Genomic DNA, 14,119 nt, shown 5'->3' on the forward strand with positions numbered 1-14,119 from the left:
TTCGTAAACTCTGGGCTGTAAGTCGCAGTGACTGGGGTACCGTTCTTATCCACACGTTTAACCGTTATTGGATCTGGCTTGCCGACAAACTGTTTGTCCGGAGTGAAGGTCACTGTGCCATCTGGGGCAATCGTGTAAGTTCCTTGACCCGGAATCGTCTTCTCTTTGCTGCCATCTTCGAAAGTTGGTTCAACTGTTTCATCAATTGGAACAAGTGGGTCGCCACCTTGGAAGCTTGGAGTACCAGTTTGTGGAACACCCTGAGGACCTGTGCTGGTTGCGTTCGTTCCTGTAGGATTGACTTCTTTCACCACCGCTTGGTACTTAACGGTAACTGGAGTTCCGTTGGCGTCCACACGAGTCAATTCAAGCTCTGGTGTTTCACCCTTGAACTGCTTATCTGGCGTGAAGGACACCTTGCCGTCTGCGTCCACTTCGAACTTACCAACATTTGGCACTTCCTTCACAGCTCTACCATTGTCAAATAGTGGAGTTGATTCAGCTGGGAATGGAACCAAGTCATGGCCTGGAGTGAAGGTCACTTTGCCTTCTTGGACCTGACCTTGAAGCCCCTCTGTCTTATCTCCCGTACCAGTTGGAGTCACCTTAGTAAACTCTGGACTGTAAGTCGCAGTGACTGGGGTACCGTTCTTATCTACGCGTTTGACATTAACTGGAGCTGGGTTCCCGACAAACTGCTTGTCTGGAGTGAAGGTTACAGTTCCATCTGGTGCAATCGTGTAGGTTCCTTGACCCGGAATCGTCTTCTCTTTGCTTCCATCTTCGAAGGTTGGCTCAACTATTTCATCGATTGGAACCAGTGGATCGCCACCTTGGAAGGTTGGGGTGCCGGTTTGTGGAACACCCTGAGGACCTGTGCTCGTTGCGTTAGTGCTGGTTGGTGTTACCTTAGTCACTGTTGGGGTATAGGTCGCAGTGACTGGGGTGCCATTCTTATCTACACGTTTGACTGTGACTGGATCTGCTGTACCAACATATTGTTTTTCTGGCGTAAAGGTAATAGAGCCATCTGGATTGATGCTGTATTCACCTACACCTGAAACGGTTTTCGTTGACTGTCCATCTTCGAAAGTCATTGGTTTTGTTTCATCAATTGGAACCAATGGATTACCTTCTGTGAAGGTTGGAGTGCCTGTTTGTGGAACACCCTGAGGGCCTGTGCTTGTTGCGTTAGTGCTGGTTGGAACCACTTCTTTCACCACCGCTTGGTACTTGACTGTAACAGGAGTGCCGTTGGCATCCACACGAGTCAATTCAAGTTCTGGTGTTTCACCCTTGAACTGTTTGTCTGGTGTGAAGGTCACCTTACCGTCTGCGTTCACTTTGAACGTACCAACATTTGGCACTTCTTTCACAGTTGTACCATTGTCAAATAGTGGAGTCGAATCAGCTGGGAATGGAACCGAGTCATGACCTGGGGTGAAGGTCACTTTACCTTCTTGAACCTGACCTTGCAGACCCTCTGTCTTATCACCTGAACCTGTTGGTGTCACCTTCTCAACAACTGGGGTATAGGTCGTGACAGCCGACTCTCCATTTTTATCCACCACTCCAACTTGAACTGGAGTTGCCGGACCATAGAAGGTTTTTAGTGGAGTAAAGACAATTGTTTTATTTACAAGATCTAAATCGTACGTCCCTTGGTCGGCAATGGTTAGCGAAGTTACCTTCTGCCCATTCTCATCATAAAGAAAGACACTACTTTGGACTAGTTCGACGGATTTCTTTGCTCCATTAATGGTTGTTGTCCCTTTTGTAAAGTGAACCTCGCTCTCGCTTGCTCTATCCTCATCAAACCGAATCGTTGCTAGCTGCTTCTGCCCTTGAAGGCCTTTAGATTTCGCTTCGCTTGCTGAAGGGACAACTGGAAGGGGAACATAATACACCAACCTATCCCAAGAGAATTCTTTTTCCAAATCTTCATCGCTCGGATTTATCGCACTAATCGAATATTGATCAAGAGCCTCATCTCCCGACATTGTATTTGCGTCAATATCTTCACCTGGATAATAGCCAGGAATTTCAGGGGAAATCACCTGAGACCAAGTTTGGTCTGCAGACCAGGCTGAGTAAGTTACACCTGCTGTCGCATCATTTGGATGCAGTTTTGCCAAAACCTGGTCAATTCTCTTAGTTCGAGTAAACGAATGAGTCTCAATATGTTTTGGAGGAAGAAGCGATAAATCAGGATTTTTTGCTTTTCTGTAATACTCATAGTTAATTTCGCGAGTCCCACGGACAGTTTCGATTGCTTCTATAACCTTGTGTCTAAACTGAAACTTGAATTGTTTTGGACTAGCCGAGTCACCAAAGGTATGATCTATAAAATCGTTACTGATCAGTTCATATCCTGCATCTTCTAATTCCTTAATTCGACGAGCAGGGTCATAAGAAATTGGTCCGTTGGGTTTGCCTACAACTGTGTCTACCTGTCCTAGTTGCACTTCCTTAGACGGATCATTTACATCCACAAAGGTGAAGCTTGCAGATGACAGTTTGGTGGACATTTGGATAGAAACATTATTGGACTCTGTATACTTGGAACTGCCATTTGCCATGGCCGAAGAAAGATAAGCCGTAGCACCTGGGGCAGTATCTTTCCCGATAACTGCTCCATCAATATTAAACTGAACCCTATTTCCAGCAACAACAGGAGCTGTCGAATGCCAACGAACTGCACGAATCTCCGACCAATCCGATACCTGTTCTGCAGTGAGCCATTGTGAAGCATTAATTTCTGCAGCATTGCCCGCAGTACGACTATATTGAACTTCCCAGCCTGAAGGTGGTGTTAGAGCTTTTGTCAAACTCACTGTAAATTCAGAGCCACGATTTCTGGATTCTAGCTGTTTATCACCTTTCATCGGCAAGGATGACAAAACATAAACGTCTGAAACAGGCTGTTTCGCTGCGTTTTTATAGGTCACTCTGAAATCAATCTCATCGCCAGGATAGTGCTCTTGGGTATTATAAGCAAAGTGCTGATCTGTCGCTCTTTTCACTTCAGAGTAGACACCGCTCGCTTCTGAAGCCTGTACGATCACATTGAAGTCATGAGAGGTCGAATTTTTCGAAGTAACGGTAATACCATCCAATTCACCTAGATCATAACCATTTTGAGCTTGAACGTCAGGAAGTTCTTCATCCCAGAAAGCAATTGCTTTATAGGTATAGGTCCCATTTGGAATTGTCTTGTTTTCCAACTTCAAAAGCGTTGGGGGCATAGGGGAGTCTGGGGTTCCCTTCACTTGGGCATAGTAGAGAGTTTTCCCAGTATCTTTGTAATTATAATAGACCTTAAAATTAGGATTCCCACTAAAGTTTAATTGAGGGTCAGCCAAATAGGCTAAATGGTAAACTCCCGTCAAGTTTGCGAAGTTCTGAGTAGGGGTGTCTTTACCCGCAGTCCTTGTGATAAAATCTTCTTTAAAACCAGAAGCATCTGTGTGTCGATTAAAGACATCTGTCCGACGGCGTCCAACCATTGAAATTTGCTGGATAACACGCGTCAATTCGGCTGAGGCAGTTTGAGAGAAGGAAACAGTGTTTCCAGTATTCTTAAAAGTGAAATCCGTTCTAGAATCCAACTTACTAATCGTCGAATCTTTATAGAGACTTTCCCAATTATTAAAACGTGTTTTTGTCTGGAAAAAAAATGCCGAAGTATCATTGGTTGAGGACTTCCTCATCTTGATATTTTTAAACTTGTACTCCAGTTCCTTCACATCTTGCTCTTCCGTCAATCGTAGACTACGGGTGTTACTATTAAAAGTCCCTAATAACTCACCTGTAGCTTTATTGTATACTTCTACAGATGCATCCGGTGAGGAGAAAAATTCATTCCAATAACGATCCTCAATCGCATTGACTTCCCGATAAGACTCTCGTGGATCCTGTATTTTATGGGTGACCGTGTAGTCATTGATAGGATAATCTTTTTCAACCTCTGCGACTGATGAAAGTCGAACATTAGAACGGTATTCTGTTTCACCATAAGAACGAATTATCTCCGAGTCAGACTGATTATAGTGTCTATATTCAAAGAGAGAAGACTCTGGCTGGTCTGTTTTTTGAACAAAGAGAGCATAAGGCAGAACGGCCGTATTTTGATAGCTAGTCCCATCTGCTTTTGTATAGATACCCGTCACAGTAAAGTTTTGCGCTTTTCTATTGATATCTGCTACTTTGGCATTCTTTAACTTGAAAGAAATTGGAATGAGCTTATTTTTATTGTTATTAATATCTTGAAGCGGATTGTTAGCTCTGTTAATGGTCAGATGGTAACCCGTCGCATCGGCAGTCCATCCTAGAGCTTTGGCTTCATCTGTCAATTCATAACCTTCTTTTAACTCTATATTATAAGTATAAGAAGTGACAGGATCAATGATATGCCCTCCGACATCACTAATACCCATACCATTGATCATACGACCATCAAAGACACCATTTCCATAGTTGAAGTAATCATTTCTTGCCGTATTATTCTTAGGATCTTTCGCACCGTTAAATAGATAGTAGGACACAACCGACGAATCATCGTCAACGATACCATCATTATTTCGATCGTAGCCAATGACCTGATTGTTAGACATTGGTGTCAGACCACCTACACCGTTTTCTAAGACCTTCCATGTGTGTTCAATACTTCCAAGTTCTTTGAGGACATTGCCATTTTTGTCATAGAGCTTAGCAGTTGCGGTCACCTTGTGGTCTGGTCCAATGGCTTGGACAGCACCTCCCCAGTTCTGAGTCAAAGGATCTATCTGAAAAGTATAGACGAAGTTATAGTTTGCCCCACCTCTCAGATTTGTAGGTTCTATCTTTAAATCAAGGTCCCCATTCGTTTTTTCTTGACTGAACTTTACACCACCGACTGGAGAAGGGGTCAATTTAATAGCTTTCCCATTTTGGAAATGAATTTTGATATACCCACTAGAATAGTCTACTTCGTGTCCAGTAATACTAAAGGTCAAGGATTCACGGACACTATCTACCGCATGGATATCCTTAATTGGCGAATGAGCTTGAAATGCAGCATTGACTTCATCTAGCGATCTCTTGCGTCTAGAAGAAGTTTGTCCGCTAGAACTGCTTTCTTCCTTGCTTTTCTGCTCAGTTTGAGTTGATTCTAGAGATTGCTTTTTCTCCTCATCTAAAGAAGGCTGACTCGCTTCCTTCGTATTGTCAACTTGAGAAACTGGTTGGCTCTGAGCAACTGGTGCAGATACTTCTGTTTTGGACGGTTCAGTTTTATCCTTCTGGTCCTTAACTGCTTCGTTCTGTGTTACCTCTTTTTGAGGTTCAGAAATGACTTCCTGTCCATTCTCAGCACTTTTTTCCTTCTGTTGAATTTCCGCCTGCGTTTGTTGTTCCTTATTGTTGACTTGAGCTTCATCTGCTTGCACTGGTGAAGTAGCTATCACCATAAAGGTTCCTAGCAATACCGAACAGGTCCCAACACTTAACTTTCTAATCGAAAAGCGGGAAAAAGATTGATTAAAAAATTTTTTCTTCATCATTTCTCCTTTATATTCATACTTAATCTAACATAACAGCTTTATCATTATAACTTATAGTAAATAGAATTTCCAATAGAATGTTCATTTCTACATAAATTTCTTTATAACTCCATTTGCATAGAAAAAGGAAGCTGAAAAACCAGCTTCCTTCTGTTGTTTTCATTCCATTTTCACCATTATTCCACACTGAAAAGATATGGATATACGGGTTGTTGACCTTGGTGAATCTCTACTTCAACATCTTCAAATTCTTCTGCGATTTCTTGGGCAATTTCATTGGCAAGTTCTTCGCTTCCGTCTTCTCCGACATAGAAAGTCACGATTTCACTATCTTCGTCCAACATATGTTTCAATGTTTCTGTCAAGGTTTGGTGCATGTCAGGATTTGACACGAGGATTTTCCCATCTACCATACCAAGATTGTCATTTTCATGAATTGCTAATCCATCGATAGTTGTATCACGAACGGCTGTTGTTACACTACCGCTTACGACATCACCAAGGGCTGCAGTCATGCGTTCTTTGTTTTCTTCGATTGATTTGCTTGGGTCAAAGGCAAGAAGACTGGTCAATCCTTGAGGAATTGTACGTGCTTCTACCACAACAGCAGGTTGTTCAAGCACTTCAGCCGCAGACTGAGCTGCCATAAAGATATTTTTGTTGTTTGGCAAGAAGATAATGTTGCGAGCATTGACCTGTTCAACAGCCTTGATAAAGTCTTCTGTTGAAGGGTTCATTGTCTGACCACCTTCGATAACATAATCCACACCTTGGGCACGGAAGATATCTGCTAAACCTTGACCAGCTACTACTGCGATAAGGGCATACTCTTTTGTTTCAGCAGGCTTGTTTCCTTGAGTTGCTTCTTTTTCAACTTGCGCTTCGTGTTGGTTACGCATGTTGTCCACTTTTACCTTGATCAAGCTACCATATTTGAGACCTTCTTGCATGACAAGACCTGGATCTTCTGTATGGACATGAACTTTGACGATCTCATCATCGTTGACAACAAGCAGAGAGTCACCTAAGTCATTCAAGTAGTTACGGAATTCATCGTAGTCAAAGTCCTTAGAATAAGTTGGACCTTGTTTGAGAGCTACCATGATCTCTGTACAGTAACCGAAGGTAATATCCTCAGTTGCCACATGACCTGCTACAGACTTGTGGTGCTCTGCATTAATCATTTCACTCATGTTTGCAGGAGTCGCTACAAAGTCTTCAGAAGCACTGTATTCACCAGTAAGAGCTGAAAGGAATCCTTCGTAGATGAAGACCAAACCTTGACCACCTGAGTCTACCACACCAACTTCCTTAAGGACTGGAAGCATTTCTGGTGTCTTAGCCAAAGCTGCTTTTGCGCCTTCCAAGGCTGCACGCATGACCTCAACAGCATCATCTGTCTCCTCGGCTTTTTTCTTAGCCCCAATAGCCGCTCCACGAGAAACAGTCAAAATGGTTCCTTCAACTGGTTTCATAACTGCTTTATAAGCTACTTCGACACCGGATTGGAAGGCAAGAGCCAAGTCTTGACCTGTTAATTCATCTTTTTCCTTGATAGCCTGAGAGAAGCCACGGAAGAGCTGAGAAGTGATAACCCCTGAGTTCCCACGCGCACCCATCAAGAGCCCTTTGGCAAGAATGCTCGCTACTTCTCCAACTGTAGAAGCAGGCTTGTCTGCTACTTCTTTCGCACCATTCTCAATGGTCATTCCCATGTTTGTCCCAGTATCTCCATCTGGAACTGGAAAGACGTTTAATGAATTGACATATTCTGCTTGCTTATTCAAACGAGTTGATGCAGCCTGCACCATCTCTTGGAATAAACTGGTAGTAATTTTTGACACGATTATTCTCCTACAACTTTGATATTTTGAATGTAGACATTCACAGTCTGAGCAGTAATTCCTAGTTGATTTTCTAAACTAAAACGAACACGCTCTTGAATGTTTTTTGACACTTCGCTTATCTTTACTCCGTAGCTCAATACGGTATAAACATCAACTGCAATGCTACCATCTTCGGCTGCTTTTATAACAACACCCTTAGAATAATTTTCCTTACCAAGAAGGGCTTGGAAATTGTCTTTGAGGGCATTTTTACTAGCCATACCGACCACACCAAAAATCTCAGTTGCGGCACCACCTACTACGGTTGCAATCACTTCATCTGTCAGTTCGATTTGACCATCTTTTGTATTAATTTTTACAGTCATTTTTTTTACCTCAACTAGTTGATACTCTATTTTATCATATTTCAGCCCAAGTGTAAAAGCAGAATGCTGTATCTGCGTATATTTACTCTATTTTTCAAATGGTTTTATCCTTAGAGCAAAAGAAAAAGACCTAAGCGGTCTTTTCATTTTTATTAAACGCGTTCAACTTTACCTGATTTCAAAGCACGAGCTGAAGCCCAAACTTTTTTAGGTTTACCATCGATAAGAACAGTAACTTTTTGAAGGTTTGGTTTTACGGCACGTTTTGTTTGGTTCATCGCGTGTGAACGGTTGTTTCCTGATACAGTCTTACGACCTGTAAAGTAACATACTTTAGCCATTGTGTTTTCCTCCTATTAGATCTAATATAGCGGATGTGCTAGCACCACATACCGTACTATGTTATCACACTTTCTTGAATTTATCAAGGGCCTAAACTATTTTTTTATTTAACGTAAACAACTCCAAGTTTACCAAAAGCGACTTCCCCACGGATAATCAAGGTTTTGTTTGTTGGCGCTACAGGAGCATCTGCCTTAGCTGCACCAAAGGAGGTTTCTACTTTCAGATCGACACGCCAGTGTTGTGGAACATAGACGGTTGCATTCCCGAAGGCCACTTCAATATTTAAAGTTGCAAAATCACCTAGCATCTCTGCATTATCATAGTAGATTTTAGCATCCCCAAAAGCGACTTCCACTTGGTCATCTACGAGATCTTGATCTTGCTTATAGAAGGTCCCGCTACCAAAAGCGACTTCCTTATCTGTGATGACTGTTCGTTCACCGTTGTACCACCATTTTTTGCCATACCAAAACTTACTTGAATGCGTCAGATAACCAACACCTAGCACTGCTAATATACTAGCCCAAAACAAAGACTGGTTTGGAATAGGAAAAATGTTATAAAAATGATTCGCAATCATTAAGGCTACTAGAGCAGTAAAAACTGCTGATGTTAGATGACGACGAAGCAAAGCTTCAACTGATTGGTAAGCAAAAAAGGCAATACCAATCAAAGGCCATATTTTACCATCCAAAGAAGGAATTCCAAAATTCCCTTGCAGCAAGATCCAAGCTGCTAAAACCAATAAAACAATACCAAATGCTTTCTTTTTCATGTTTTTCACCTCATGTTTCTTAGATTTTCTTTTAGGAGGGATTGGTAATGTCGTGAGACATGAACCTCCTTGTGCGTCTGATAAAAGGAAATGGTGCCCGTTCCTGAAAAGGACTTGTCCACTGAGTAAATCTGACGGATGTTTGCGATCGTTGACTTGGACACTCGACTGAAATAGCGAGGTAAGATTGACTCCAACTCATAAAGTTTGAGACGAACTTCATAGGCTTCCTTCTGGTTATGAGCGTAGATCTTGCTCCCTTCTGTTTCAAAGAAGAGAATTTCTGACAGGTCTAGATAATATTCACCTGTCCCCTTGTAAAAAGTCAACCTCGGAGCCTTTGACTCTTGCAAAAGTCGTTGCAAATCTGCAATTTCATCTGTCAAAGTGGGGGTCTTGATGACAATTTCAGTCTCCTCTAAATTGCCGTCAATCTCAATTCGTAACTTCATCACATCTCCTTTCTGACTCTACTATATCAAAGCTAAGTTAGGAATACAAGGGCAAAAAAGCAAGTGGTCAATTTGAAGCAGTAAGTGGTTGTAGGACTAACTTAACTTACATGTCAGAATAGGAAGAAAATGAAGCCCCACACCAGACCATAAGCATAGCCAACCAAGACATCCTTGGGATAATGAACACCCCCTAAAACCCTCACCAAGCCCAGCAATGCTGAGAAGAGCAAGCATGTTAAGCCAACAGGTAGACTAGCATGCAGACAGGCCATGGAGATGATAGTTGCCGAAAAAACATGGCGACTGGGCATCGACTGTCCCGAACTGTCCTTGTCAAGCAGAGGACTGATGTCCCAAGTTTCATAAGGTCGTGGGTGGTTGATTTTCTTACGAAAAAGAGACAAAATCACAAAACCTGATGCAGGAATAAGCACATAAACCCCAACTTGCTGACCCAATCCTAGTTGCAGGTAAGTAGTGACTAGCAAGATCAGATAGACCAGGGACATGGCGACTGTCATCAAACGATTGAAACTGCGTAATAGGAATAGAAGAATTGGACGACTAGTTAGTCTGGAGCTGATATTTCGATACCATTCTTGATAATTTTTCATTTATTTTTCTCATTCATTATTTTTTTGCCTACAGGTGAGACGTTTGTCTTCTAGTATAGTGTAGAAAAAGAAGGCCGTCAAGCCTTCTTTTAATTTATTCTTCTGCTTCGTCTTCTGTAAATTGACTATTGTACAAGTCAGCGTAGAAGCCACCTTGCACCATCAGTTCCTCGTGATTGCCTTGCTCGATGATATTCCCATCTTTCATGACAAGAATCAAGTCGGCATTTCGGATAGTAGACAAGCGATGGGCGATGACAAAGGAAGTTCGACCCTCCATCAAACGGTCCATGGCTTTTTGAATCAACTCCTCTGTACGTGTGTCGACTGAGGATGTCGCTTCATCCAAAATCAAGAGTGGCGCGTCCTTGAGCAAGGCACGAGCAATGGTCAAGAGCTGTTTCTGTCCAACAGACAAGGTCACGGTGTCATCCAAAACAGTATCGTAGCCATCTGGCAAAGTCATGATAAAGTGGTGGATTCCCACAGCCTTGCTGGCTTCTATCATTCGTTCATCACTGATGTCTGTCTGATTATAGACGAGATTGTCTCGAATGGTTCCTTCAAAGAGCCATGTGTCCTGCAAGACCATTGAAAAGGCATCATGCACTTCTAAACGCGTCATAGCCTTGGTATCCACACCATCAATGCGAATACTTCCCTTATCAATCTCATAAAATTTCATCAAAAGATTGACAATGGTTGTCTTACCAGCCCCAGTCGGTCCAACAATGGCAACCTTTTGACCAGCATGAGCTGTCGCAGAGAAGTCATGGATGATGGTGCGTTCTGGTGTATAGCCAAATGACACCTGATCAAAGACCACTTCACCTTTCATGTTGGTTAATTGTCTTTCCTTATGAGATTCATCTGCCATTTCCTCTTCATCTAGAAATTCGAAGACACGTCCCATAGCTGCACTAGCCTGTTGAAGACTGGTAATTCCTTGGGCAATTTGAGAAAGGGGTTGAGAAAAGATACGCACGTAAGCCATAAAGGCAACGATAATCCCGATACTGATGTGCCCATTCAATGCTAAGGCTGCACCAACGATAATCACCAAGACGTAGCTAAAGTTTCCAATGAATATCATGATTGGCATCATAATTCCTGAAATAAACTGAGATTTCCAGATACTGTCATATAGGCGATGATTTAATTTCGCAAATTCTTCTTTAGTGCTCTCGATAGCATTGTAACTGGTCACCACATTATGGCCAGAGTACATTTCTTCCACATAGCCATTGACGGCTGCCAAATCCTGTTGCTGACTCTTAAAAAAGCCCTGTGACTTGCCCATAAAGACGGACACGAAAACGAAACCGATAAGAGTTGAGACGACGGTTACCAGTGCCAAAATCCAGTTCATCCCAAACATGGTAATCAAAACAGCAATCAACAAGAAACTAGCTGAAAGAACTGTCCCTAGACTTTGGTTAAGAGACTGAGCTGCTGTATCCACATCATTGGTCACGCGCGAAAGGGTGTCCCCTTGAGAATGACGGTCAAAATAGCCTAGAGGCAAGCGATTGATTTTTTCCGCGATAGCCTTCCGCAAACGTTGTGAAAAATGTTGGATACTAGTTGAAAAAATGTAGGCTTGTGTATAGTTAAGGATAATACCAAGCACATAAAGGATAACCAAAAAGCTAGCAATACTTGACACAGCTACCAAGTCGATTTCTGTAGCCAAACCATCTGAAATCAAGTTAGTAATTTCTTTAATCTTAGTTGGCCCATAAACGGTAATGATACTTGAAATGACTGCAGCCACAACTGCTATTAGGAGAGGGAGTTGGAGGCCTGCCATATAAGGTTTGCACTGTTTCCAGACCGACACTTTTTTATTTTCCATGTTCCAATTCCTCCTTCGATAGTTGTGAGTAGGCAATTTCTTGGTAAACTTCATTGGTAGCTAGAAGTTCCTTGTGGGTGCCTTGTCCCACGACTTTACCTTGATCCAAAACCATGATTAGGTCAGCATCCATGATGGTTGAGATGCGTTGCGCTACGATGAGCTTGGTCATGGATTGTGTTTTTTCAGCAAGTTCTTGGCGTAAGATCCGGTCTGTCTTGTAGTCCAAGGCCGAGAAGGAATCATCAAAAATGAGAATTTCAGGCTTCCGAGCCAATGCGCGTGCAATGGCCAAACGTTGTCCTTGACCTCCTGAGAAGTTGGTCCCACCTTGGGCCACTTCTGAAGCCAGGCCTGCTTCCTTATCCTCGATAAAGTTCTTAGATTGAGCCAATTCCAAAGCTTGCCACATAGCAGCTTCGCTTAGAGGACTTTCTTGACTCTGACCAAAGTCTAAGTTTCCCTTAACATCTCCAGAAAAGAGCACAGCTTTTTGAGGGATATAGCCGACTTTATTGCGCAAATCTTCCAAGTCGTAATCTTGCACATTGACACCGTCAACTAAGATTTGACCAGCTGAGACATCATAAAAACGAGGTAAGAGATTAACAAGTGTCGATTTCCCAGATCCAGTTGAACCAATAAAAGCAATTGTTTGCCCTGCTTCGGCTTTGAAAGTAACATGTTCCACAACTGCTTCTGAGTTTTGAGAGTAGCGGAAGGTTACATCACGGAATTCCACTTGTCCCTGAACTGAAGGAACTGCCGCCTGTGGATGACTAGGATTTCCAATAGAAGGATGCAGATCCAATACTTGATTGATACGCCCTGCAGAAACCAAGGTACGAGGAAGGACGATAAAGAGAGCACCCATGAGCAAGAAGCCCATTACGACTTGCATGGCATAGGACATGAAGACCACCATATCGCTAAAAAGAGGCAGACGTTCTGCCAAGCTAGCATCGTTGATGATATAGGCTCCAATCCAGTAAATAGCTAAACTCAAGCCACTCGAAATCCCCATCATAATGGGATTCATAATGGCCATCAAACGGTTGACAAAGAGATTGAGTCGAGTCACCTCATCATTGGCTTCTTCGAATTTCTTGTCTTGGTAATCCTCAGCATTATAGGCACGAACAACTCGAATCCCTGTCAGACTTTCACGGGTGATGCTATTGAGTTTATCTGTCAACTTCTGGATGACAGATTGTTTTGGAAAGGCCAGAGTCATGAGAACAGTGGTCATCAAAACATTGACGATAACAGCAACCACTACTGCCCAGAGCCAGTATTCAGACTTGCCAAGGATTTTCCCAATAGCCCAGATGGCCATGATTGGCCCACGAGTGACTACCTGGAGTCCCATAGTAAAGAGCATCTGAATCTGAGTGATATCATTGGTTGTTCGAGTCAAGAGACTAGGAATAGAAAAACGTTTGATCTCTGTCTGCGAAAAATCCAAAACACGATGAAAAACATCTCTACGTAGATGAGCCGTATAGGAGGCTGCAACACGAGCCGCAAAAAATCCCACTGTTACGGATGTTAGAAAGGCCAAAAGTGACAAGCCCATCATCTTAAGGGCTGGTGACCAAAGCTCTCCCAACTCCGTACCTGGTGTTCCAAGTAATGCTGTAATTTCTGAAATATAAGTCGGCACTTCTAACTCGAGATAGACCGAGAAACAGGTAAAAAGAACAGTCAGGAGAATCATGACCCATTCTTTTCCTGTAATACGCTTAGCGAGTTTTTTCATCATTTCCCCCTATTTTTTCTACATTTGCTTGCAGTTTATCAAGGACTTCTTCAAAGATTGCGAGATTCTCTTCGGAAATGCCTTCAAGTAAACTACGGTCAATTCGATCAAAGAATGATTTGATTTGATTTATTTGAGAGCGTGATTTTTCGGTCAAATGAACAAATTTCGCCCGTTTATCACTTGGACTCGTCTCCAACTCCACCAAACCATTTTGTACCATGCGCTTGACTAGATTACTCGCAACAGATTTGGTAATATTGAGTTCCTGCTCGATATCCTTAATCAGGACCAGTTCCTCTTTTTGTTCACAATGATCTAAAAAACGCAGAACCTGCCCTTGCGGTCCACCCATAAATTCAATACCACATCGCTTGGCTTCCTTTTGCACCATGAGGTGAACCTGATGCCCAAAACGTTTAAAGACCAAAATTGGTTTATCCATATCTGCTTCCTCCCAAATAAAAAATAGTTCTCTTGAGAACAATTAAGTTTTCATGAGAACTATTTTATCATTTTCAGAAAAGATGTCAAGAAAAAAGTTTCTACGAGAACTATCCTGGT

General features: G+C 42.4%; 10 protein-coding genes. All 10 read right to left on the reverse strand.

Annotated elements, in window-relative coordinates; translation table 11 throughout:
- Positions 1-5,540 (reverse strand): YSIRK-type signal peptide-containing protein (locus MK409_RS05630; RefSeq protein ID WP_268705628.1); only part of this gene is annotated, 5,540 nt, incomplete at its 3' end.
- Positions 5,541-5,716: 176 nt separating this feature from the next.
- Positions 5,717-7,384 (reverse strand): DAK2 domain-containing protein, encoded by a 1,668-nt coding sequence (locus MK409_RS05635; protein ID WP_268705629.1) that lies wholly within the window; start codon positions 7,382-7,384, stop codon positions 5,717-5,719.
- Positions 7,385-7,386: 2 nt separating this feature from the next.
- Complete coding sequence (locus MK409_RS05640) at positions 7,387-7,752, reverse strand: Asp23/Gls24 family envelope stress response protein (protein WP_000216434.1); 366 nt, start codon at positions 7,750-7,752, stop codon at positions 7,387-7,389.
- Positions 7,753-7,904: 152 nt separating this feature from the next.
- Positions 7,905-8,093: a 50S ribosomal protein L28 gene (gene rpmB / locus MK409_RS05645; protein ID WP_001140948.1), complete on the reverse strand. Its 189-nt coding sequence runs from the start codon at positions 8,091-8,093 to the stop codon at positions 7,905-7,907.
- A 104-nt stretch (positions 8,094-8,197) separates the two neighbouring features.
- Positions 8,198-8,872, reverse strand: a complete 675-nt coding sequence (locus MK409_RS05650) for a LiaF transmembrane domain-containing protein (RefSeq protein ID WP_084941115.1) — start codon at positions 8,870-8,872, stop codon at positions 8,198-8,200.
- A 5-nt stretch (positions 8,873-8,877) separates the two neighbouring features.
- Complete coding sequence (locus MK409_RS05655) at positions 8,878-9,324, reverse strand: LytTR family DNA-binding domain-containing protein (RefSeq protein WP_000776591.1); 447 nt, start codon at positions 9,322-9,324, stop codon at positions 8,878-8,880.
- Positions 9,325-9,437: 113 nt separating this feature from the next.
- On the reverse strand, positions 9,438-9,941 hold the full coding sequence (locus MK409_RS05660; RefSeq protein ID WP_268705630.1) for a phosphatase PAP2 family protein: 504 nt from the start codon (positions 9,939-9,941) through the stop codon (positions 9,438-9,440).
- Positions 9,942-10,035: 94 nt separating this feature from the next.
- Entirely contained in the window at positions 10,036-11,796 is a 1,761-nt protein-coding gene (locus tag MK409_RS05665) for an ABC transporter ATP-binding protein (RefSeq protein WP_268705631.1), read from the reverse strand.
- Positions 11,786-13,555, reverse strand: coding sequence for an ABC transporter ATP-binding protein (locus tag MK409_RS05670; protein ID WP_268705632.1), 1,770 nt, complete (start codon positions 13,553-13,555; stop codon positions 11,786-11,788). Before MK409_RS05670 ends, MK409_RS05665 begins: the two co-directional genes overlap by 11 nt.
- A complete protein-coding gene (locus tag MK409_RS05675) occupies positions 13,539-14,000 on the reverse strand; it encodes a MarR family winged helix-turn-helix transcriptional regulator (RefSeq protein ID WP_268705633.1) in 462 nt (153 codons plus the stop codon). The genes MK409_RS05670 and MK409_RS05675 overlap by 17 nt, the downstream gene beginning before the upstream one ends.
- Positions 14,001-14,119: the final 119 nt, after the last annotated feature.

Source organism: Streptococcus oralis, from assembly GCF_026782375.1.
GTDB lineage: Bacteria > Bacillota > Bacilli > Lactobacillales > Streptococcaceae > Streptococcus > Streptococcus oralis_CL.

Coding starts and splice junctions, on each gene's coding strand:
- MK409_RS05640 (WP_000216434.1), bottom strand. CDS start 7,752: ATGACTGTAAAAATTAATACAAAAGATGGTCAAATCGAACTGACAGAT.
- rpmB (WP_001140948.1), bottom strand. CDS start 8,093: ATGGCTAAAGTATGTTACTTTACAGGTCGTAAGACTGTATCAGGAAAC.
- MK409_RS05650 (WP_084941115.1), bottom strand. CDS start 8,872: ATGAAAAAGAAAGCATTTGGTATTGTTTTATTGGTTTTAGCAGCTTGG.
- MK409_RS05655 (WP_000776591.1), bottom strand. CDS start 9,324: ATGAAGTTACGAATTGAGATTGACGGCAATTTAGAGGAGACTGAAATT.
- MK409_RS05660 (WP_268705630.1), bottom strand. CDS start 9,941: ATGAAAAATTATCAAGAATGGTATCGAAATATCAGCTCCAGACTAACT.
- MK409_RS05665 (WP_268705631.1), bottom strand. CDS start 11,796: ATGGAAAATAAAAAAGTGTCGGTCTGGAAACAGTGCAAACCTTATATG.
- MK409_RS05670 (WP_268705632.1), bottom strand. CDS start 13,555: ATGAAAAAACTCGCTAAGCGTATTACAGGAAAAGAATGGGTCATGATT.
- MK409_RS05675 (WP_268705633.1), bottom strand. CDS start 14,000: ATGGATAAACCAATTTTGGTCTTTAAACGTTTTGGGCATCAGGTTCAC.